This is a genomic window from Sinomonas atrocyanea, from assembly GCF_030811715.1.
In the GTDB taxonomy this organism is placed as follows: Bacteria; Actinomycetota; Actinomycetes; order Actinomycetales; family Micrococcaceae; genus Sinomonas; species Sinomonas atrocyanea_A.
Genome location: NZ_JAUSRH010000003.1, coordinates 493,225 through 513,933, shown reverse-complemented (window position 1 = coordinate 513,933; position 20,709 = coordinate 493,225). Strand labels below are relative to the sequence as shown.

The 20,709-nt window shown below is 71.5% G+C and carries 19 protein-coding genes; 15 read left to right on the top strand and 4 right to left on the bottom strand.

Translation table 11 applies throughout. The features are described from left to right. Window positions 1-34 precede the first annotated feature (34 nt). Window positions 35-1,195 carry an acyl-CoA dehydrogenase family protein gene (locus J2W21_RS07855; protein ID WP_307113919.1) on the top strand — a complete coding sequence of 387 codons (1,161 nt, stop codon included), beginning with the start codon at window positions 35-37 and terminating at the stop codon, window positions 1,193-1,195. A 25-nt stretch (window positions 1,196-1,220) separates the two neighbouring features. Here the strand turns inward: J2W21_RS07855 and J2W21_RS07850 are convergent, their stop codons facing one another. Further along, window positions 1,221-2,516 carry a helix-turn-helix domain-containing protein gene (locus J2W21_RS07850; RefSeq protein WP_307113918.1) on the bottom strand — a complete coding sequence of 432 codons (1,296 nt, stop codon included), beginning with the start codon at window positions 2,514-2,516 and terminating at the stop codon, window positions 1,221-1,223. 386 nt (window positions 2,517-2,902) lie between these two features. Here J2W21_RS07850 and J2W21_RS07845 point away from each other — a divergent pair, with 386 nt between their 5' ends. Together J2W21_RS07845 and J2W21_RS07840 are read left to right on the top strand one after the other, a co-directional pair. Beyond that, on the top strand, window positions 2,903-5,296 hold the full coding sequence (locus J2W21_RS07845; protein WP_307113917.1) for a bifunctional polysaccharide deacetylase/glycosyltransferase family 2 protein: 2,394 nt from the start codon (window positions 2,903-2,905) through the stop codon (window positions 5,294-5,296). 16 nt (window positions 5,297-5,312) lie between these two features. Further along, entirely contained in the window at window positions 5,313-6,539 is a 1,227-nt protein-coding gene (locus tag J2W21_RS07840) for a chitinase (RefSeq protein ID WP_307113916.1), read from the top strand. A 102-nt stretch (window positions 6,540-6,641) separates the two neighbouring features. On the opposite strand, the gene J2W21_RS07835 is transcribed toward J2W21_RS07840, so the two are convergent. Beyond that, window positions 6,642-7,385, bottom strand: a complete 744-nt coding sequence (locus tag J2W21_RS07835) for an AfsR/SARP family transcriptional regulator (RefSeq protein WP_307113915.1) — start codon at window positions 7,383-7,385, stop codon at window positions 6,642-6,644. 332 nt (window positions 7,386-7,717) lie between these two features. Here J2W21_RS07835 and J2W21_RS07830 point away from each other — a divergent pair, with 332 nt between their 5' ends. Continuing rightward, entirely contained in the window at window positions 7,718-8,413 is a 696-nt protein-coding gene (locus J2W21_RS07830) for a hypothetical protein (RefSeq protein WP_307113914.1), read from the top strand. A gap of 48 nt (window positions 8,414-8,461) precedes the next feature. Here J2W21_RS07830 and J2W21_RS07825 read toward each other — a convergent pair whose 3' ends face one another. Beyond that, the gene (locus tag J2W21_RS07825) at window positions 8,462-8,710 is read right to left on the bottom strand and encodes a DUF5703 family protein (protein ID WP_307113913.1); all 249 of its coding nucleotides are present in this window, start codon (window positions 8,708-8,710) and stop codon (window positions 8,462-8,464) included. Between the two features lie 90 nt (window positions 8,711-8,800). On the opposite strand from J2W21_RS07825, the gene J2W21_RS07820 reads away from it, so the two are divergent. The 3 genes from J2W21_RS07820 (at window position 8,801) to mshC (ending at window position 11,321) form a co-directional block, all read left to right on the top strand. Further along, entirely contained in the window at window positions 8,801-9,091 is a 291-nt protein-coding gene (locus J2W21_RS07820) for a hypothetical protein (protein ID WP_307113912.1), read from the top strand. Between the two features lie 103 nt (window positions 9,092-9,194). Then, complete coding sequence (locus J2W21_RS07815; RefSeq protein ID WP_307113911.1) at window positions 9,195-10,034, top strand: undecaprenyl-diphosphate phosphatase; 840 nt, start codon at window positions 9,195-9,197, stop codon at window positions 10,032-10,034. A 9-nt stretch (window positions 10,035-10,043) separates the two neighbouring features. Further along, window positions 10,044-11,321, top strand: a complete 1,278-nt coding sequence (gene mshC, locus J2W21_RS07810; RefSeq protein WP_307113910.1) for a cysteine--1-D-myo-inosityl 2-amino-2-deoxy-alpha-D-glucopyranoside ligase — start codon at window positions 10,044-10,046, stop codon at window positions 11,319-11,321. 42 nt (window positions 11,322-11,363) lie between these two features. On the opposite strand, the gene J2W21_RS07805 is transcribed toward mshC, so the two are convergent. Then, the gene (locus J2W21_RS07805) at window positions 11,364-12,266 is read right to left on the bottom strand and encodes a PAC2 family protein (protein ID WP_307113909.1); all 903 of its coding nucleotides are present in this window, start codon (window positions 12,264-12,266) and stop codon (window positions 11,364-11,366) included. Window positions 12,267-12,324: 58 nt separating this feature from the next. Between J2W21_RS07805 and J2W21_RS07800 the strand changes: the two genes are divergently transcribed. The 8 genes from J2W21_RS07800 (at window position 12,325) to prcA (ending at window position 20,709) form a co-directional block, all read left to right on the top strand. Further along, window positions 12,325-13,071, top strand: a complete 747-nt coding sequence (locus tag J2W21_RS07800; RefSeq protein ID WP_307113908.1) for an HAD family hydrolase — start codon at window positions 12,325-12,327, stop codon at window positions 13,069-13,071. Next, entirely contained in the window at window positions 13,068-14,216 is a 1,149-nt protein-coding gene (locus J2W21_RS07795) for a site-2 protease family protein (RefSeq protein WP_307113907.1), read from the top strand. The genes J2W21_RS07800 and J2W21_RS07795 overlap by 4 nt, the downstream gene beginning before the upstream one ends. A 52-nt stretch (window positions 14,217-14,268) precedes the next feature. Continuing rightward, the gene (locus J2W21_RS07790; protein WP_307113906.1) at window positions 14,269-15,273 is read left to right on the top strand and encodes a tRNA (adenine-N1)-methyltransferase; all 1,005 of its coding nucleotides are present in this window, start codon (window positions 14,269-14,271) and stop codon (window positions 15,271-15,273) included. 178 nt (window positions 15,274-15,451) lie between these two features. Beyond that, complete coding sequence (arc, locus tag J2W21_RS07785; protein ID WP_373423081.1) at window positions 15,452-17,203, top strand: proteasome ATPase; 1,752 nt, start codon at window positions 15,452-15,454, stop codon at window positions 17,201-17,203. Window positions 17,204-17,263: 60 nt separating this feature from the next. Continuing rightward, entirely contained in the window at window positions 17,264-18,850 is a 1,587-nt protein-coding gene (dop, locus tag J2W21_RS07780) for a depupylase/deamidase Dop (RefSeq protein WP_307113988.1), read from the top strand. Window positions 18,851-18,972: 122 nt separating this feature from the next. Beyond that, the gene (locus tag J2W21_RS07775) at window positions 18,973-19,182 is read left to right on the top strand and encodes a ubiquitin-like protein Pup (protein WP_307113905.1); all 210 of its coding nucleotides are present in this window, start codon (window positions 18,973-18,975) and stop codon (window positions 19,180-19,182) included. Between the two features lie 7 nt (window positions 19,183-19,189). Beyond that, complete coding sequence (gene prcB, locus J2W21_RS07770; protein ID WP_307113904.1) at window positions 19,190-19,999, top strand: proteasome subunit beta; 810 nt, start codon at window positions 19,190-19,192, stop codon at window positions 19,997-19,999. Window positions 20,000-20,001: 2 nt separating this feature from the next. Further along, window positions 20,002-20,709 (top strand): proteasome subunit alpha, encoded by a 708-nt coding sequence (gene prcA / locus J2W21_RS07765; protein ID WP_307113903.1) that lies wholly within the window; start codon window positions 20,002-20,004, stop codon window positions 20,707-20,709.

Sequence of the window (20,709 nt, the reverse complement as noted above, 5' to 3'; positions counted from 1 at the left end):
CCGCCAGAGACCCCACAACAAGAGGAGGGGGAGCGTGGCACTCGATCCTGCCGCCGTCCTGCCCGAGGCGCTCCTGGAGGAGATCCGTTCGCGCGCGCCCGGCTACGACGAGCGCAACGAGTTCTTCCAGGAGGACCTCGACGCCCTCGTGGCGGCCGGGTACCTGAAGGCGTTCGTGCCCGAAGGCGAGGGCGGGCTGGGAGCGGGGATGGCCGACGTCGTGCGCCTCCAGCGGCGCCTCGCCCAGGCCGCGCCCGCGACGGCCCTCGCGGTCAACATGCACCTCGTCTGGACCGGCGTGGCCAAGCTGCTGGCCGACCGGGGCGACGAGAGCCTCGCCTTCGTCCTCGACGAGGCCGCCGCGGGGGAGGTGTTCGCCTTCGGCGTCTCCGAGGCCGGCAACGACGCGGTCCTGTTCGACTCCGTGACCGAGGCCGTCCCGCAGCCGGACGGCGGCTACAGCTTCAGGGGCACCAAGGTCTTCACGAGCCTCGCGCCCGCCTGGACCCGCATGGGCACCTTCGGCAAGGACACCACCGGGGATGAGCCGGCCCTCGTATGGGGCTTCATCCGCCGGGACCGGCCGGGCTGGCGGCACCTCGACGACTGGGACACTCTCGGCATGCGGGCCAGCCAGTCGCGCACCACCGTGCTGGAGGGCGCCGTCGCCCCGGCGGACCGGATCGTGCGCCGGCTGCCGGTCGGCCCCCACCCCGACCTGCTCGTGTTCGGCATCTTCGCGGTGTTCGAGACGCTCCTCGCGGCGGTGTACACCGGCATCGCCGAGCGGGCGCTCGACCTCGCGGTCGCCGCGGCCCACCGCCGCCGCTCGCACCGCAGCGGCGGCCGGCCCTACTCCCAGGACCCGGACATCCGGTGGCAGATCGCCGAGCTCGGCATGGCGGTCGACGGCATCGTCCCGCAGATCGACACGGTCGCCGCGGACCTGGACGCCGGCGTGGACCGGGGGAGTGCCTGGTTCCGCCACTTGAGCGGCCTCAAGCACCGCGCCACCCAGTCCGCGAAGGCCGTGGTGGACGGCGCGATGCGCGTGGGCGGGGGCGGCGGCTACTTCCGCGGCAACGAGCTCGAGCGGCTGTACCGGGACGTCCTCGCCGGCCTGTACCACCCCTCCGATCCCGAGTCGGCGCACTCCACCGTCGCGACGAACCTCCTGGGACCGCTCGAGGACTAGCGGCCGGTGCCGCCCGGGAACCGGGTCAGCCGGGGCTCAAGGGCCCGACCGGTCCGGGAACCGCCTCGGGGACGTCGGCCTCGACGAGCGCGGCCTGGCGCAGCTCGAGGATCCGTTCCCTGGCCTGCTCGGCCTTGAGCGGGATGCCCGCGTACATGAACTGCTCATGGGCTTCCTCGAGGGCCCGCAGCGCCTCGTCGTGCTGGCCGAGGTCCTTGAGGCACTGGCCGTACAGGAGGCACGCCTCGGCGGTGACGTGGGGGCCCAGGAGGTTCCTCTCCCTGTTGATGCCCTGGAGGAGCTGGGCTGACTCCGCCAGTTGGCCGGTCAGGTAGAGCCACCGGGCACGGACCAACGCGGTCTCGAGCTGGTCGGCATCGCTGCCGCCGGCGATGACGAGCGCCAGCTCGGCGCGCTCGATCGCGGTGAGCGTGTCGGGTCCGAGGATGCCTCCCTCGAGCCGTGCCGCCGCAGAACTCCGGTTGAAGCGGGCCCACAGCTCGATGTCCTCGAGGGCCAGCAGGAACTGCGCGGCCCGCTCGTGGTGCCGCGCGCCCTCGGATTCGTCCGACCGCACGAAGGCAACCTTTCCGATGACCCATTCCGCCCGGCATACCAGGCGGTCCATCGGCGCCTTCGCGACGAGCGCTCCGAGGTTCGCGCACCACTCCCACGCCGCCTCGATCCTGCCGCCGTCCGTGAGGGCGTGGATGAGCGAGCAGAGCGAGGCGACGCGGGTCGTGGAGCGGGACGAGAAGCCCTCGGAGAGTTCCGTGGCGCGGTGGGCGTGCTCGAGCGCAGCCTCGAGCCGTCCGTGCCGGTGGCAGATCTCCGCGTAGAGCTGGTGGGCGCGCGCCTCGAGTTCGCGGTCTCCGGCGAGCGCGGAGTGCTCGAGCAGGTCCCGCGCAGTGCGGAGGGACCGGGTGAGCCTGCCCTCGCGCATGAGGCATTCGGCTTGGATGAAGGTCATCTCCCACCAGCCGGACGTGTCCGCGCCTTCCCGGGCAAGGCGGGCCGCAATGGCCGCGTGGGAGGAAGCCCGCGCGTACTCCCGCACGTCGCAGGCCGCCTGCGCACACAGGCTCGAGAAGACGTACTCGGCCTCCGCAGGCATCGGTGGCCCGCTCCACCACGGCATCGCGTGGGGCGCGCTGGCCAGCCGCCCCGAGAGCTCCTGGATCGCCTGCGCCGAGGGCTCCAGACGGCCGGTCTCCAGCATCGAGATGTAGCTCGGCTCGTAGGCCCCTTCGCCCAACTGCGCCTGGGTGAGTCCGCGCCGGAGGCGTTCGGCCCGGAGCATCTTTCCGAAATCGATCCCCATCAGCTGTACCTCTTCCGAGACAGGGTGCTCCCAGGGCACCGGGCACGACGGCGGGGCCGGCGGTTCTGCTCCCGCCCTGCCTCCGCGATGGCCCCCCTCCGGACGGCTCGACGACGGGCCATTCCCGGTCCCCCTGCCATCGCAGACGAGTGAATCCCAGCGTCCGTTGCGCCTGCGTTATCGGCCGCGGATGGCGGGCGGCGGCGCCGGCGTCCCACTGATAACGGCGACGCAACGGCCCTCCCGCTCTACTCCTTCTACGAGCCACAAGCTCACCGGGCCACAAGGGAGACCGGACAGCCAGTTCACTCCGGCGCGTGCAGTGCACGTCGCCGAGGGCCCTCCCCAAACCAACCGTGCTGCCTCACTTCATCGGGGGTTCCTCCATGAGACGTCCGCAACCCGGCGCAGGGAAGCCCGTCTTCTTCGACCCGAGCGGGAACCGCTGGTCGCGGGTGCTGGGCACCCTCGTGACGGTGTTCATCGTCCTGACCGTCCCCTTGGTGTGGATCCTGCCCAGCGCCACGGCCCCGTTGTGGGCGGCGCCCCTGAACACCTCGCCGGCGTACCCCCGGCAGCTGCTCGCGCAGGACGACGTTGAGGACATGCCGGTGGTCGGCGACGAGAACGGCATCTTCCAGAGGATCGAGCTGACCGTCCGCCAGGGCAGGAATGTGTACCTCAAGGACCCGTTCAGCAACACCATCTTCCGCCAGGCGACGCCGGACGAGGCCAGGTCCATCGGGGACCACCCCTATGTGATCGACAACTGGGGGGTCCCCGCCGACAAGCAGCTGATCCTCACGTTCGACGACGGCCCCGACCCGCGCAATACGCCGGCGATCCTGGACGTCCTGTCCAAGGAGAAGGTGCCCGCCACGTTCTTCAACGTGGGCTACGAGATGTCCTCGTTCCCGGCGATCCTCCAGCGGGAGGTGCGCGAGGGCCACATGGTCGGGAACCACACCCTGACTCACGCGCAGTTCACGAACAACCCGGACGTCATCAACCGCGAGGAGCTGATCGGCAACGATCACCTCGTCCGGGGCCTCACGGGCTACGCGTCGCGGCTGTTCCGCCTCCCGGAGGGCAACCCGCAGGGGAGCCCCGTGGGCGTCCTCGAGGCCCAGCAGCTCGGGTACATCCACGTGGACTTCGACCTCGACACGGAGGACTGGTCCTACCCGCCCGGGGCGACCATCCCCACGCCACAGCTGGACGGCAGGGGCCACGTGGTCCTCATGCACGACGGCGGCGGGGACCGCCAGGGCACCGTCCGCATGCTCCAAGACTTCATCACCAAGGCCAAGGCCGAGGGCTACACCTTCACGACGCTGGCACCCCTGCTGACCCCCCAGGAGCTCCCGCAGACGATCACGCCCAACGCCGACGACCTGGCGACGGTGGCGGTCGCCGCGTCGCTGACGATCGTCCCGGACATCGTGATCTCGTGGCTGTTCTGGTTCGGGATCGGATCGCTGACCATCATGTCGGTCCTGTACGTGATCCTCGCGCTCATCTCCAATGGCCGGCAGCACAGGAAGCACTGGGAGGTGATCCCGGAGGCGCAGCTTCCCTTCGTCAGCGTGATCCTCCCGGTCTTCAACGAGGAAGCCGTGGTCACGAAGACCCTCGATGCGCTGAGGGCCAGCGACTACCCGGCCTTCGAGGTCGTGGCGGTGAATGACGGCTCGACCGATCGCACGCTCGCCATCCTGCGGGAGTACGCCCGCTTGTGGCCGCAGCTGCGTGTCATCGACCAGCCCAACGGGGGGAAGTCGGCCGCGAGCAACAATGGGATCGCCCATTCGCGCGGCGACGTCGTCGTCACGCTCGACGGCGACACGATCTTCGAGCCGCAGACGATCAGGATGTTCGCACGGCACTTCCTCGACCCCTCGCACAAGAAGCCGCTCGGGGCAGTTGCCGGCCACGTGAAGGTCGGCAACCGGCACAACATCGTCACGGCCTGGCAGGCCCTCGAGTACATCTCGGGCATCTGCGTGACGAGGATGGCCGAGGGTGCCGTCGGGGCGATCTCGATCGTGCCCGGGGCGTGCGCCGCCTGGCGGCGGGAAGCCCTGGTCCGGGCGGGCGGCTACTCCCACGACACGTTGGCCGAGGACTCCGACCTCACGCTGACGATCCAGAGCCTGGGATACAGCATCGTGCAGGAGAACAAGGCGGTGGCCTGGACGGAAGCCCCGATGACCCTCAAGGGCCTCGCCAAGCAGCGCCTGCGGTGGACCTACGGCAACATCCAGGCGCTGTACAAGCACCGGCGGATGCTGTTCAACCCCCGGTACGGGGTGCTGGGCCTCGTGAGCATGCCGTATGCGCTGATCTCGGTGCTCATTCCGTTGGTCTTCATGCCGATGACCTTCGTCGTGGCGGGCATCATCCTGGCCCAGGGGCAGTGGGCGCCGATCGCGATCTTCGCAGCCTTCGTCGCCGGGGCACACCTGATCATCTCCATCGTGGCCGTGCTCATGGTCCGAGAGAGCCCACGCCACCTCCTCATGGTGCCCCTCTACCGGCTCATCTACGAGCCGCTGCGGGCCTACGTGCTCTACGGGTCTCTCGTGCATGCAGCGCGCGGCCGCATGGTGGGCTGGTACCGGCCCGAACGGACCAACAGCGTGCTGGTCCCGTCGGCGTCGGCGGCGAATCAGGCCGTCCAGACACCGGCGCGCGAGAAGCCGCGTGCGGGCAAGCCCGCGGTCGTCCCCGCGATGTCCACGGACTCTGCCCTGCCCATGCTCTCCAGCGACTCCCGGTGAGCAGGGGCTGAATCCCATGTCCGACCTGCCATCACCGCACAGGAGCCCCGTCCTCCTCCTCGGGCTGCGACTCCTGGCCGCAGCCGTCGCGGTTGGCATGACGCTCGCGGCCTGCTCGTTCGGCGGGACGGGAGCGGGCAGCACGGCATCGGGCGGCCCGGCGACGCCGGGGCCCGGGGCGACGACCCCGGCCTCCGGCGCCGCGTCCGGACAGGCCTCCGGGTCCGCCCCACCGTCCGCCCCTTCCAGCGCAGGCAGCTCTGGGTGGTTCGGCGGGTACGCCGACGTGACCCTGAAGCCCCTCTACCCCTTTGACGACACGAATCCCGATGGAAAGGCCGTCCTCGCCTTCGTCATCGCAGACCCGGCCAACCCGTGCGAGCCCTCGTGGGGCGGCCAGTACACGCTGGACAGGGCGGCGGCCGAGCTGGACCTCGACCAGCGCGTGAGCCGCCTGCGCCAGAAGGGACACGGTGTGGCGCTCTCGTTCGGGGGCGCGGCCGGCGATGAGCTCGCGAGGGCCTGCCCGGACGCCCAGGCGCTCGCCCAGGCCTACAGGAAGGTGATCGAACGGTACGCCCCCGACGTCCTCGACTTCGACATCGAGGCACGGAACCTCACGGACGTCGAGGCGACCGAACGGCGCGCCGAGGCCCTCCGTCAGGTCCTCGGTGACCTGGGCCCGGCCCGCATGCCCCAGGTGTGGCTGACCTTGCCCGTGACGGCCCAGGGGCTGGCCCCCGAGGCTTCCGCGGTTGTCCTCCAGACGGTCCGCGGAGGCGTGGACCTGGCCGGGGTGAACATCATGACGATGGACTACGAGGGCCCCGCCTCCGGCCCGAAGATGCTGGAGACCTCCATCAAGGCGGCCACGAGCACCCACGCGCAGCTCGCGCAGATCTTCAGCCTCGGACAGGGCAAGGAGGCTGCCGCGTGGAAGAAGCTCGGCCTCACGCCGATGATCGGGGCGAACGACGTCGTGGGGGAGACCTTCGACCTCCAGGCGGCCCAGGGCCTGAACAGGTTCGTCCACGACCGCGGCATCGCCCGCCTGTCCATGTGGTCGGTCAACCGGGACCGCGCCTGCTCCCCGGGCGAGAGCCTGCGCCAGGACGGCACAGACCAGCCCGAAGCGGCAGACACCTGCAGCGGCGTCAATCAGAAGCGCGGCGCCTTCGCCGCGGCCCTCTCCGCCGGCCTCGTGCATGCCGCGTCGGGGTCCGCAGCTGCCGCCGGCTCCTAGTAGTGGTGTGCCGGTCCTCCTCCCGGGCGCGCGAAGCACGACGACGGCCGGCGCCTTACGCAGCGAAAGGCGCCGGCCGTCGTCGTGCTCAAGAGGCGGCAATCACCGGTGTTCGTTGCGGGAGGCCCCCGCCCTCGGAGCCCACGCGGGTTGGGGGCGCGCCGCGGCGGGGCCCCGGTTGACGGCCTGCCGCTCGGCCGGGGCGACGCCCATCTCGGTCCACAGCCTGCGCCGGAACTCGAGCAGGGTCCGCTGGGCGTCCGCGCGGCTTCCGCTGTCGGTCTGGGCGCGGCTGATGAGCTTGTGGGCGGACTCGCGCAGCGGCTCCAGGGACGCAGCGTACCGTGCGGCCGAGATCGCGGCCTCGTAGTTCCCCGTGGCGAGATGATTGCGGGCGATCGCCTCGAGCGCCAGCACCCGCAGCCCGCGGAGGCGCTCCTGCTCGTACATGACCCAGTCGTCGTACCACCCCGGCAGCAGCTCGGAGCCGAAGAGGAGGTCCTCGGCGCCGGCGCCCGGCAGTGTGCCCGCGAGCGCCTTCTGGGCCACCCAGCGCAGCCGGTCGAGATCCACGATGATGCCGTCGGCGAGCCGGAGCGGGTCGAGGCTGCGGTCCAGCAGGTCCGGCAGCTGGTGCCGGAGCTTGAAGACGGAGGAGCGGAGGTTCCCGGCCGCCTGGTGCTCGCTGCTCTCGGGCCACAGGAGGCCTGCCAGATAGCTGCGCGGGCGGCTGCCCATGAGGGCGAGCGAGGCGATGAGCCGCTGCTGGCGCCTGCCGATCGGCAGCGGAGCACCATCCCTGAGCAGCTCCCAGGACCCCAAGAGGTGCAGTTCCCAAGCCACCATGGATGCTCGACCCCCTTCGCCGACTAGCACGGGAGCCGGGGCGGCCGGTGCCGTCCCGGGCTCGTCGGGCCCTCCGCTCCCGCATCACCTCCGCGTGGGGAAACTCGGGGCCCGGCTCCAGTACACAGCCCCCGCTCCGCCGCGGTCACGAGTGGTCTCCACGCGAATGGGCAGGGCCGCCAGGGCGGCCACTACTCGAACGGTACGCACCCGCTCACGGCGGACTACTCGGGGCGGATCTGCTGCCGGAAGTGCTGCGAAAGGCCCTTGACCGCGCCCCGGAACGGCGCGCACTATCGGTCCACCGGACGCCAGTTCCAGGGAGGTCTGCCATGGGGAAGCGTCGCTCCCGCGCGGTGTCCAGCGCGCCGCCGTCGACCCTGCGCGCCGGCCTCCGGGCCGCCGCGCTCGTCGCCGCCCTCGGCCTCGCTGCGTGCGGAACCCCGCAGCCCCTCCCGACGGGGCCGGGCGCCGAGGGCGCCGCGGGGCCCACGCCGACCGTGGAGGCACCCGCGTCAGGGGATGCCGGAGGAGGGCCGAGCGAGGCCGCGACCACCGTCCCCGTGGCCGGCGGACCGCTGACGGATCCGTCCCAGTTCCAGAGCCCACCGGCCCGCGCGGTCGCGACCCTGAAGACCAGCGCCAACTGGTACAGAGACCGCTTCGACCAAGGGCACCAGTACCTCGTGGCCCACGACACGGACCGGTTCGAGATGTGGTGGAGCATCATGAACCAGGGCGGCCTGCTCAGCACCGCCCAGAACGCGTTCGGCGACGCTGCAGACGTCTACGGCGGGAACGAGCCCCAGCAGGTGGACGACTGGGGCGTGATCATGGGCGACCAGGGCGAGCTGCAGGCCGCCTCCGAGGCGTGGCATTCGACGCAGACGGAGGCTGACTACGCGAGAGTGCTTGCCGCCCTGGACCACGCGGACCGGACGATCGATGCGCTTGCCCCGGGGATCACGATCCCACGGTCCCACGGGAAGATCGCGGTGCCGCTGCCCTACGTGGCGCCGCACTCCTGATCGCCCGCACCTGATCGGGACAGCGGTGCGGACGGCCGAGCGTCCCGGCTATGCCGTGCGCTCGACCAGCATCACCTTGCGGCGGAGCCAGTACTGGCGGCCGCCGCCCATGTACAGCCGGCTCCGCTCGAGCTCCCAGCGCCCGTACTCCGAGTGCTCGCGCACCCGTTGGCGGGCGTCGGCGAGCGAGTCCCCGGGGCCCACTGACAGGACCAGGTACTCGTACTGCCGCCCCGGTCCCGCGGGGCGGCCCCCCGCGGTGAGCGACTGCGTCGTGGAGAGGATCCGCTCCTTCATGGCCCTCGCTTCCTCGTGCTGCTGCGGCGCCTGCCGGTGCCCCACCGGGAACCTAGGCGCGCTCCATGGTTTCAGACTACCGTTGCACCCATGAGCATTGATCCGCGCGTCGCCCTCGGTTCGCTCACGGCTGCATTGGAGGAGCACCTCGTCGCGGCAGCCTCGCGGCGCGGCGACGACGACCCCGCCGTCGAGGCCGCCTTCTTCGCGGTCGCCGACGCCTTCGAGGCGTACTCCGACGCCCTCTACGACGCCTACGGCGAGGACCTGCCGCTCGACCTCCTGGACTCGGACGATGACGACGACGATGACGATGACGAGGAAGACGACGGCGACGGCGATGAAGACGACGAAGCCGACGAAGAGGAAGGCGACGAGTAGGGCCCGGGACACCGGCGGGGGCCGGGCAGGGCTCCCCTGAGGACGCGACACCGCTGTCAGGGAATTCCCAGCTGGGCACTCGCGCCCACGTAGAGTGGCACGCGTGAATCTCCTCGAAGCCGCGTTCCTCGGGCTCGTCCAGGGTCTGACGGAATTCCTCCCCGTGTCCTCCAGCGCCCACCTCCGGATCGTGGGAGAGTTCCTGCCCAACGCCCAGGACCCCGGCGCGGCCTTCACGGCGATCACCCAGCTGGGCACGGAGACCGCGGTCATCATCTACTTCTGGCGCGACATCGTCCGGATCGTCGGGGCCTGGGCCCGTTCCCTCGTCGGGCGCGTCCCCCGCAGCGACCCGGACGCCCGGATGGGGTGGCTCGTGATCCTCGGCAGCATTCCGATCGTGGTCCTCGGCCTCCTGTTCCAGGACCAGATCGAGACGGTGCTCCGTTCGCTCTGGATCACGGCGACGACGCTGATCGTGTTCGGCCTCATCCTCGCCGTGGCCGACGCCGCAGGCCGGCACGCGCGCACCCTCGACCACCTCAGCACCGGGCACGGCATCGCCTACGGCTTCGCGCAGGCGCTCGCCCTCATCCCCGGCGTCTCGCGCTCGGGGGGCACCATCACGGCGGGCCTCTCGATGGGGTACACCCGGGAGGCGGCGGCGCGGTACTCCTTCCTGCTCGCGATCCCTGCGGTGTTCGGCTCCGGCCTGTACCAGCTGTTCAAGTCGCTCAAGGGCGGGTTCGACGGCGGACCCTACGGGCTCGGGGAGACCGCCGTCGCGACCGTCGTGGCCTTCGTGGTCGGCTACGTCATCATCGGCTGGTTCCTCAAGTACGTCTCGCACAACTCCTACCGGCTCTTCGTCTGGTACCGCATCGGCCTGGGCGCCGCGCTCTATGTCCTCCTCGGATTCGGGGTCATCACTGCCGGGCACTAGAGTGGTCGGGTGAAAACCTGGAGGCAGACACCCGTCCCACAGCTGCCCGGCTCGGCCGGCCCCGTCCGGCTCTTCGACACGCGCCTGCGTGACACCGTGGAGATCCCGACGGCCCCCGAGCAGTCGATGTATGTGTGCGGGATCACCCCCTACGACGCGACCCATCTGGGCCACGCCTCCACCTACCTCGCGTTCGACCTCCTCAACCGCATCTGGCGCGACGCGGGCAGCACGGTCGCCTACGTGCAGAACACGACCGACGTCGATGACCCGCTCCTCGAGCGCGCCGACGCGACCGGCGTCGACTGGCGCACCCTCGCCCGCCAGCAGATCGACCTCTTCCAGTCCGACATGGAGGCCCTGCGGGTCCTCGCCCCGGACCACTACGTCGGGGCCGTCGAGTCGATCCCGTGGATCGTCCCCGAGGTCGAGCGCCTCCTCGCGGAAGGCCTCGCCTACCAGCTCGCCGGTGCCGAGGGCGAGCCCGACAGCGACGTGTACTACGACGTGACCGAGGCGACCCGCCGCGCCGACAGCCCCGAGGCGTGGCGCCTCGGCGACGTGTCCCACCTGACCGTCGCCGAGATGATCGAGCTCTTCGGCGAGCGCGGCGGCGACCCGGACCGGCCCGGCAAGCACAGTCCCCTCGACCCGATCCTGTGGCGCGAGGCCCGGCTCGGCGAGCCGCACTGGGACGGCGGGACGCTCGGCCCCGGCCGGCCCGGCTGGCACATCGAGTGCACCGTCATCGCCCAGAAGTTCCTCCCCGCGCCGTTCACCGTGCAGGGCGGCGGCTCCGACCTCGCCTTCCCGCATCACGAGATGGGTGCGGGGCACGCGTGGAGCCTGCATCACGTGCCCCTCGCGCGGCACTTCGCCCACACCGGCATGGTGGGCCTGGACGGTGAGAAGATGAGCAAGTCGCGGGGCAACCTCGTGATCGTCTCGAAGCTGCGCGCCGCCGGCGTCGAGCCCGCAGCGATCCGGCTTGCCGTCCTCGCCAACCACTACCGCTCCGACTGGGAGTGGACGGGCGAGCTGCTCGACGCTTCGGTGCGGCGGCTCGAGACCTGGCGCCGCGCCGTCGGCCGCGCCCTGCCGGGATCGGCCGAGCCGCTCCTGGACGAGATCCGCGGTGCCCTCACCGACGACCTCGACGCGCCGCGCGCGCTGGCCGCGGTGGACAAGTGGGCCGAGGACTCGCTCGCCGGCAGTGCCACGAGCGCGGACGACGGCGCGCTGGCCGCCGCCGCTGTCGACGCCCTGCTCGGCATCGACCTCGGCTAGGTCGGCCTCCGCTGGGTCGGCCTCGGCGGGGGAGGGCCTGGCTCAGCCGCCGGCCGGCGGGTTGTCCTTGCCGCGGCGCTTGAGGTAGCGCTCGAACTCACGGGCGATCGACTCGCCCGAGGCCTCGGGGAGGTCGGCCGTGTCCTTGGCCTCCTCGAGCTGGTGGATGTAGGCGGCCACCTCCGGATCCTCGGTGGCGAGCTCGTTCACCCCGCGCTCCCACGCCTCGGCGTCCTCCGCGAGCTCGTTCGTGTCGAGCGGGATCTGGAGGAGCTCCTCGATGCGGTGGAGGATCGCGAGCTGGGCCTTGGGGGAGGGGGCCTGCGCCACGTAGTGCGGGACAGCGGCCCACACGGACACGGTCGGCGTCCCGTGGTGGTCAGCAGCATCCGCGAAGACGCCCACGATCCCGGTGGGCCCCTCGTACTGGGAAGCCTCGAGGTTGAGGCGTTCGCGCACCTCGTCGTTCTCGCTCGTAGCGGTCACGGGGATCGGGCGGGAGTGCGGCACATCGGCCAGGAGCGCGCCGAGGACGATCAGGTAGTCGACCTCGAGGTCGTCGAGGTACTCGACCAGCTCGTCCGTGAAGGCGCGCCAGCGGTAGGAGGGCTCGGTGCCCTGGACGAAGACCAGGTCCACCGGGTGGCCCTCCACGCGCGCCGTCGAGACCTTCGTGGTGGGCCACTTGATGCGTCGGCGCCCAGAGCCGGTCTGGCGCACGGTCGGGCGGGTGAACTGGAAGTCGTAGAAGTCGTCCGCGTCGATGGACCCGACGCGCTGGGCCCCGAAGGCGCGCCGGAGGTACCGCAGCGCATCGCTCGCAGCCTCGCCCGCATCGTTCCAGCCCTCGAACGCGGCGAGCATCACCGTGACCCGCTCGCCCGCGGCAGGAACCGGGAAGAGGCCGGGATGGGGAGCCGGGGCGTCGGCGTCGAACTCGTTCATCGGTCCAGACTAGCGCGCACGCCCGTGCGGGCCGGGCTGGCACCCTAGACTGGTGCATATGCGTCTCCCGGCCGAGAATCCTGCCACCAGCCCTGCCCTCGGCAGCGCCGCGCCGCTGCGAGCCGTCCTGTGGGACATGGACGGCACGCTCGTGGACACCGAGCCGTACTGGATCACCGCGGAGCGCGAGCTCGTCGAGCGCTTCGGCGGGGCGTGGGCCCACGAGCAGGCGATGCGGCTCGTCGGCCAGGCGCTGACCACGTCCGCACGCATGCTCCAGGAGGGCGGCGTCCGGATGGGCGTGCGCGAGATCATCGACGCCCTCACCGGGCGGGTCATCGAGCAGCTCGGCGAGGCCGTGCCGTGGCGCCCCGGCGCGCGGGAACTCCTCGCGGCCCTGCGGGCCGAGGGCATCCACTGCGCCCTCGTCACCATGTCCGAGAAGCCCATGGCGCACCGCATCGTCGACCACCTCCCCGAGGGCACGTTCTCCGCCATCGTCACCGGGGACTCGGTGAGCCGCGGCAAGCCCGACCCCGAGCCCTACCTGCGCGGCGTCGAGCTGCTCGCGGCAGGCCTCCCGGGGCTCGCGCTGACCGAGTGCCTCGCCGTCGAGGACTCGACCCCCGGGGCCACCTCGTCCAACGCCGCCGGGCTCGCCACCGTCGTCGTCCCGAACGCCCTCGCCGTGCCCGTCCACCTCGGGGTGGAGCACTGGGAGACACTCGCAGGCCGGACGCCGCGCGACCTCGCCGCAGCCCTGGAGGCCTCCCTCGCCGGCACGACAGCCGGGGGCGCGTCATGAGCGGCAGCCACGAGTCGGAGAGCCGGCGCGAGGGGATCCCCCTCGGGCGGATCGCGGGCGTGCCCGTGGTGCTCGCCTACTCCTGGTTCGTCATCGCCGCCTTCACGGTCATCGTGTACGGCCCCACGCTCCAGCTGCGCCAGCCCCAGCTCGGGATCGCCGCCTACCTCGTCGCGTTCGCCTACGCGGTCCTGCTCCTGCTCTCAGTTCTGGTCCACGAGCTCGCGCATGCCCTCACGGCCCGTGCGTTCGGCTGGCCCAGCCAGAAGATCGTGCTCAACCTGTGGGGCGGCCACACGCAGTTCGAGGCGTTCACCGCGACCCCGGCGCGCTCCGTCGCGGTAGCCCTCGCCGGTCCCGGCGCGAACTTCGTGCTGGCCGGTGCCGCGTGGCTCGTCGTATCCGGCGTCCACCTCACGGGCGTGGCGGACATCCTCGTGAACATCTTCATGTGGGCCAACTTCCTCATCGCCGTCTTCAACGTGCTGCCGGGCCTGCCGCTCGACGGCGGCCGCATCGTCGAGAGCGCCGTCTGGAAGGCCACCGGCTCGCAGGAGAAGGGCACCATCGCCGCAGGCTGGACCGGCCGGGCGATCGTGGCGGGCATCGTGCTCCTCGCGGTCGTGGTTCCCCTCGCCCAGGGCGATCAGCTCGACCTCCCGTTCACCATGGTCACGCTCCTCGTCGCGGTGTTCCTGTGGCAGGGCGCCTCCGCTTCGATCCGGCATGCCGGATTCCGCTCGCGGCTGCCCGAGGTGGTCGCCGGGCGCCTCGCGCGTCCGGCGGTGGGCATCCCCAACTTCGCCAGCGTGGACGAGGCGGTGCGGGCCGGCGCGGAGGCGGGGGTCGCCGTCGTGCTCTGCTCGCCCGAGGGGAAGCCGCAGGGAGTGGTGGATCCGTCGGCGATCGACCGCGTGCCGGCCCCCGCGCGGGCGACGACGCCCGTGACCGCCGTCGGCTACGCGCTCGCCCCGGGCGCGTACGTCCCGGACACCGCGGCGGGCCAGGAGCTCATCCAGTACCTCGCCCAGCTCGCCGGCACGGAGTACGCCGTGGTGGACGCCGCCGGACGCGTCACGGGGCTCCTGAGCCAGCGTGACGTCGTCGCCGTGATCTCCGGCCGGCCCCTGCGGCCCGCCAGGTAGCAGCCCCATTTGACCGCCCCGTCGCCAGGCGACGGGGCCAGAGAGGACACCCATGAGCTTGACCGCCCAGCCCGCCGCGGCGGACGGACCCACCGGTGCGGCGAACCGACGAGGCCCCTTCCGCGTCGGGGAGCGCGTGCAGCTGACCGACGAGCGCGGCCGGATGAACACCATCACGCTCGCCGAGGGCGGCGCCTTCCACACGCACAAGGGCTTCCTCAACCACTCCGAGATCATCGGCCGGCCGGACGGCTCGGTCGTGACGAACACGGCCGGCCACCAGTACCAGGCCCTGCGCCCGCTGCTGTCCGACTTCGTGCTGTCGATGCCGCGCGGCGCCGCCGTGGTCTACCCCAAGGACGCGGGCCAGATCGTGACGATGGCGGACATCTTCCCCGGCGCGCGCGTGGTCGAGGCGGGGGTGGGCTCCGGGGCGCTCTCGATCTCTCTGCTGCGGGCCGTGGGCGACGGCGGCTACCTCCACTCGTTCGAGCGCCGCGAGGAGTTCGCGGACATCGCCCGCGGGAACGTCGAGACGATCTTCGGCGGCCCCCACCCGGCGTGGCGCATCTCGCTCGGCGACTTCCAGGACGAGGTCGTCGCCGCGGAGGAGCCCGGCAGCGTGGACCGAGTGGTCCTCGACATGCTCGCCCCGTGGGAGTGCCTCGAGGCCGTCGCCACGGTCCTCGCCCCGGGCGGGGTCTGGATCAACTACGTCGCGACCGCGACCCAGCTCTCGCGCACGGCGGAGGCGATCCGGGCCGACGGCCGCTTCACCGAGCCGGACGCGTGGGAGTCGATGGTGCGCGGCTGGCACCTCGAGGGCCTCGCGGTGCGCCCCGAGCACCGCATGGTCGGGCACACCGGCTTCCTCCTCACCACGCGCCGCCTCGCCGAGGGCGTGGCACCTCTCGTCCGCAAGAAGCGCAACAAGGCGGAGTTCAGCGAGGAGGACCTCAACGCCTGGACGCCTGAGTCGGTGGGCGAGCGGACCGTCTCCGACCGCAAGCTCCGGCGCGCCGCCCGGGACGCGCGGGCCGGCAGCCAGGAGTCCTGAATCCTGCGTTTCCACGCTGCGGAAGGCATGTAACTGTTCGGTTTCCAAGGCTCGCCGGTGGGGTACGTGACGAGCATGCCGCGCTAGTGTCGATGCATGAGGGGAGTGGCTCCGGCGTCCGCGCCGGGCGCCCCGGCAGCCCGCAGGGGCGGCACGGATCGAAGAGGACGTGGTTGCGATGGTGGAGAACGGACAGTCGGGCACCGGCCCCGAGGCATTGCCTCCGTCGGCCCAGGCTGAGCAGCTGAGCATTGCCGAGCGGCAGATCAATGTGCTGCGGGACAAGCTGCGCGCTGTCGACCGGCAGCTCGCCGCCGCCACGGGCAACAACTCCCGCATGACGGAGATGCTCAAGACCGCCAAGGCAGAGATCGTGCGCCTCAAGGCCGCCCTCGAGCACGAGGGCCAGCCACCGTATTCGTTCGGCAGCATCGTCCAGCTCAACCGCCGGCGCCCGGCCGGGGGCGCCTCCGCGGCCGTGACTGACGAGAGCGTCGACGTCGTCACGAGCGGCCGGAAGATGCGCGTGGGGCTGAGCCCGCTCGTGAGCGTGTCCGAACTCAGCGTGGGCCAGGAGGTGCTCCTCAACGAGGCCTTCGAGGTCGTCGCCGGACTCGGCTACGAGCGCTCGGGCGAGCTGGTCACCATCAAGGAGCTGCTCGGCCAGGACCGCGTGCTCGTCATCGGCCGCGGCGACGAGGAGCGCGTCCTCAGGCTCTCGGGCCCGCTCCAGCTCGAGCGCCTGCGCGTCGGCGACGCGGTCTCGGTGGACAACCGGACCGGGTACGCGCTGGAGAAGGTGCCCCGGTCCGAGGTCGAGAACCTCGTCCTCGAGGAGGTGCCGGACATCAGCTACGCGGACATCGGCGGCCTCGCCTCGCAGATCGAGCAGATCCGCGACGCCGTCGAGCTGCCGTTCCTGCACCCGGACCTCTACCGGGAGCACGGGCTCAAGGCCCCGAAGGGCATCCTGCTCTACGGCCCTCCGGGGTGCGGCAAGACCCTCATCGCCAAGGCCGTGGCCAACTCGCTCGCGGTCCGCGCCATGGAGCGCGCCGGCAGCGCGGACGTCAAGAGCTACTTCCTGAACATCAAGGGCCCGGAACTGCTCGACAAGTACGTGGGCGAGACGGAGCGGCACATCCGGCTGATCTTCGCCCGTGCCCGGGAGAAGGCCTCGGACGGCAGCCCGGTCGTGGTGTTCTTCGACGAGATGGACTCCCTGTTCCGCACCCGCGGCACCGGGGTCTCCTCGGACGTCGAGACCACGATCGTGCCGCAGCTGCTCAGCGAGATTGACGGCGTGGAACGGCTCGACAACGTGATCGTCATCGGCGCCTCCAACCGGGAGGACATGATCGACCCCGCCATCCTGCGCCCGGGCCGACTCGACGTGAAGATCAAGATCCAGCGGCCGGACGCCGAGGCCGCCGCGGACATCTTCTCCAAGTACCTCACCGACGACCTGCCGATCCATGCCGCGGACCTCGCCGAGTGCGGCGGGGACCCGGCGGCCACGGTCGCCATGATGATCCAGCGCACCGTCGAGGCGATGTACGCGGCGGACAAGTCCACCGAGTACCTCGAGGTCACCTACGCCAATGGGGACACCGAGATCCTCTACTTCAAGGACTTCAACTCCGGCGCCGTGATCCAGAACGTGGTCGACCGTGCCAAGAAGGCCGCGATCAAGGAACTCCTCATGACCGGCGCCAAGGGCCTGCGCATGGACCATCTGCTGCGGGCGGTCGCCGACGAGTTCCGCGAGCACGAGGACATGCCCAACACCACGAACCCGGACGACTGGGCACGCATCTCGGGCAAGAAGGGCGAACGGATCACCTACATCCGCACCATCGTCCAGGGCAAGGGCGGCGCCGAGCCCGGCAGGACCATCGAGACCACCCCCAGCACGGGCCAGTACCTGTAAGGGAGAGCAGTGAGCAGCGACCCGAGCCCCGGCCTCGCGGCCGGGGGAACCCAGCGCGTCATGGGCTCCGAGACGGAGTTCGGCATCCACGCGCCGAACTCCCCGGGGGCCAACGCCACCTGGCTGTCCTCGCAGGTCATCGCCGCCTACGCGCGGCTGACCCGCTCGGCCAGCCGCCCCGAGACGGGCTGGGACTACACCGATGAGACGCCCCTGCGCGACGCGCGCGGCTGGTCCGTCGAGCGGTCCGAGGCGCATCCGGACCAGCTCACGGATGCAGAGCCCGTGCTCACGGCGGAAGCGGTCGCGCTGGCCCACGGGCCGGCGGAGATCGAGCTCGACGGCGACCAGGAACCGGCCCTGATGAACCTCGTGCTCGGCAACGGGGCGCGCCTGTACGTCGACCACGCCCACCCCGAGTACTCGAGCCCCGAGGTGACCAACCCCCGAGATGCCCTCCGGTGGGACGTCGCGGGGGATGCCGTGGCGCTCGCCACGGTGCGTGCCCTCGCCGATGACCCGGCCCGGGGCCCCATCAACCTCTACAAGAACAACACCGACGGCAAGGGCGCCTCCTACGGCTCGCACGAGAACTACCTCGTGCCCCGCTCGGTGCCCTTCTCCGACCTCGTCCGGGGACTGACCCCGTTCTTCGTCTCGCGGCAGCTCGTCTGCGGTGCCGGGCGGGTGGGGCTCGGGCAGGACGGCAAGGGTCCGGGGTACCAGGTCAGCCAGCGTGCGGACTACTTCGAGGCCGAGGTTGGCCTCGAGACCACCATGCGGCGCCCCATCATCAATACCCGCGACGAACCGCACGCGGTCGCGGACAAGTACCGCCGGCTCCACGTGATCATCGGCGACGCCAACGTGAGCCATGTGGCGAACTACCTCAAGTTCGGCACCACGGCGCTCGTGCTGAGCCTCATCGAGGCCGGCAGGGCGCCCCAGGTCGAGGTGCACGAGCCGGTGTCCGCCATGCACCGGCTCAGCCACGACACCTCTCTGGGGGAGAGGGTCCGCCTGCTCGACGGGCGGCAGGTCACCGGGCTCGAGCTGCAGTGGATGTACTTCGAGGCGGCGGCGAAGCTCGCGGCGGACACGGGCGTCGCGACGGCGGACGGTGGCGACGGGCACACCGCCGAGGTCCTCGCCCGCTGGGAGCGTGCCCTCACCGACCTCGGCGGAGACCGGGACGCGGCCGCCGGGTATGTCGAATGGCTCGCGAAGCTGCGGGTCCTCGAGGGCTACCGCAGCCGTGACGGCCTCGCCTGGGGCGACGCGCGCCTCGGCCTCGTCGACATCCAGTGGTCGGACGTGCGACCGGAACGGGGGATCGCGCTGCGGCTCGCGGCCCGGGGGTCGCTCGAGACCATGGTCGGCCCGGCATCGGTCGCTGCCGCCGTCGCCGAACCGCCGCCCGACACCCGCGCCTGGTTCCGCGGCACGAGCATCAAGCGGTTCCCCGGCAGCGTCGTGAGCGCCAGCTGGGACTCGGTGGTCTTCGCCACCCCCGGAAGCTACCGGCTCCAGCGGGTCCCCACCCGCGAGCCGCTGCGCGGGACGAGGGCCCTGACCCAGGGGCTGTTCGACGAGCACGCCCGCATCGAGGACTTCCTCGCGGCCCTGCTCGGGGAGCGCAGGACCTAGGCGCGCGCGGCCGGCCCGACACCGGGGGCGCAACCCGTGACACGCGGTCGAAAAGTGACAGTATAGGGATCAGAAGGATCCAGACCCGGCGCCCTCACGGCGCCCGACGCAAGGAGGCGGCCATGGCCGGTCAGGAGCAGAAGAGCACCCAGCCACGGGGCGAGGACGAGGCCGTCGAGGTCGACGCCCCGGCCCCCGCGGCGCCGGAGGCCCCAGCGCAGGACACTGCCAGCACCCAGGGCGTCGACGACCTCCTCGACGAGATCGACAACGTCCTCGAGACCAACGCCGAGGAGTTCGTGCGCGGGTTCGTCCAGAAGGGCGGGCAGTAGGACCCAGATGAACGATTTCCTCGCCGAGCGTGTCGTGTCCGCCGCCACATCATCCTTCACCGAGCACGTGGCAGCGACCCGGCCGGACCTCCTCCCGTTCCACCGGAGCCTGCCGGCCGACGCCTCGGCGGCAGCCCCGCGCGCCACGACCATCGTGGCGCTGGCCTTCGCCGGCGGCGTCATCATGGCGGGGGACCGACGGGCCACCATGGGGAACATGATCGCCAGCCGCCACATCGAGAAGGTGTTCCCCGCAGACCGCTTCTCCGTGCTCGGCATCGCCGGCACGGCGGGGATCGCGATCGACATCGCCCGCCTGTTCCAGGTCGAGCTCGAGCACTACGAGAAGATCGAGGGCACCCTCCTGAGCCTCGAGGGCAAGGCGACGCGCCTCGGGGCCATGGTCCGGGGCAACCTCCCCCTGGCGCTCCAGGGCCTGGCCGCCATCCCGCTGTTCGCAGGCTTCGACCTCGAGACGGCCGCAGGGCGCCTGTTCTCCTACGACGTGACCGGCGGCCGCTACGAGGAGCTCGAGCACCACTCGGTCGGGTCCGGATCGGTGTTCGCCCGCGGCGCCCTGAAGAAGCTCTGGCGCCCCGGCCTCGCCGAGGACGACGCCGTGCGCGTCGCCGTAGAGGCGCTCTACGACGCGGCCGACGACGACTCCGCCACCGGCGGCCCGGACCCGGTCCGCCAGCTGTGGCCGGTGGTCTACACCGTCACGCGCCTCGGGAGCCGGCGCGTGGCCGAGCGCGAGCTGGCGGCCATCGCCAGCGGGATCATCGCCGAGCGCAGCGTCGCCGGACGGGAGGCCTGAGCATGACCCAGCAGTTCTACGTCTCGCCGGAACAGCTCATGAAGGACCGGGCGGACTTCGCCCGGAAGGGCATCGCACGCGGCCGCTCCGTGGTCGTCCTGAGCTGCCGCGACGGGATCGCCCTCGTAGCCGAGAACCCCTCCCCGTCGCTGCACAAGATCGGCGAGATCTACGACAAGATCGCATTCGCGGCCGTCGGCAAGTACAACGAGTTCGAGAGCCTCCGGCAGGCCGGGGTGCGGTACGCGGACGTCCGCGGCTACTCGTACGACCGTGAGGACGTCACGGGTCGGGGCCTCGCAAGCGTGTACGCCCAGAGCCTCGGCGCCGTCTTCACCGCCGAGCAGAAGCCCTTCGAGGTCGAGCTCACCGTCGCCGAGGTGGGCAGCGACGTCGAGGGCGATCACCTCTTCCGGCTGACATTCGACGGGTCGATCGCCGACGAGCGCCGCTTCGTGGTCATGGGCGGCGCCGCCGAACGCGTGGCCGAGGCCGTGATCGACGGCTGGACCTCCGAGGCGGACTTCGCGGAGGCCATCCGGCTCGCTGCCCGGGCCCTGCGCGAAGACCGCACCGAGCCGATCACGCTCGAGGTCGGAGTCCTCGACCGCGACTCCGAGACCACCCGCGGCACACGGCGCGCGTTCCGGCGCATCGGCCCGGACGAGCTCGCCGGCATCCTCGACGGCCTCGCGGAACGGCAGGGCTGA

Coding starts and splice junctions, on each gene's coding strand:
- J2W21_RS07775 (WP_307113905.1), top strand. CDS start 18,973: ATGGCCGGTCAGGAGCAGAAGAGCACCCAGCCACGGGGCGAGGACGAG.
- J2W21_RS07795 (WP_307113907.1), top strand. CDS start 13,068: ATGAGCGGCAGCCACGAGTCGGAGAGCCGGCGCGAGGGGATCCCCCTC.
- J2W21_RS07830 (WP_307113914.1), top strand. CDS start 7,718: ATGGGGAAGCGTCGCTCCCGCGCGGTGTCCAGCGCGCCGCCGTCGACC.
- J2W21_RS07840 (WP_307113916.1), top strand. CDS start 5,313: ATGTCCGACCTGCCATCACCGCACAGGAGCCCCGTCCTCCTCCTCGGG.
- J2W21_RS07820 (WP_307113912.1), top strand. CDS start 8,801: ATGAGCATTGATCCGCGCGTCGCCCTCGGTTCGCTCACGGCTGCATTG.
- dop (WP_307113988.1), top strand. CDS start 17,264: ATGGGCTCCGAGACGGAGTTCGGCATCCACGCGCCGAACTCCCCGGGG.
- J2W21_RS07835 (WP_307113915.1), bottom strand. CDS start 7,385: ATGGTGGCTTGGGAACTGCACCTCTTGGGGTCCTGGGAGCTGCTCAGG.
- J2W21_RS07825 (WP_307113913.1), bottom strand. CDS start 8,710: ATGAAGGAGCGGATCCTCTCCACGACGCAGTCGCTCACCGCGGGGGGC.
- J2W21_RS07800 (WP_307113908.1), top strand. CDS start 12,325: ATGCGTCTCCCGGCCGAGAATCCTGCCACCAGCCCTGCCCTCGGCAGC.
- J2W21_RS07845 (WP_307113917.1), top strand. CDS start 2,903: ATGAGACGTCCGCAACCCGGCGCAGGGAAGCCCGTCTTCTTCGACCCG.
- J2W21_RS07790 (WP_307113906.1), top strand. CDS start 14,269: ATGAGCTTGACCGCCCAGCCCGCCGCGGCGGACGGACCCACCGGTGCG.
- J2W21_RS07805 (WP_307113909.1), bottom strand. CDS start 12,266: ATGAACGAGTTCGACGCCGACGCCCCGGCTCCCCATCCCGGCCTCTTC.
- J2W21_RS07850 (WP_307113918.1), bottom strand. CDS start 2,516: ATGGGGATCGATTTCGGAAAGATGCTCCGGGCCGAACGCCTCCGGCGC.
- arc (WP_373423081.1), top strand. CDS start 15,452: ATGGTGGAGAACGGACAGTCGGGCACCGGCCCCGAGGCATTGCCTCCG.
- prcA (WP_307113903.1), top strand. CDS start 20,002: ATGACCCAGCAGTTCTACGTCTCGCCGGAACAGCTCATGAAGGACCGG.
- prcB (WP_307113904.1), top strand. CDS start 19,190: ATGAACGATTTCCTCGCCGAGCGTGTCGTGTCCGCCGCCACATCATCC.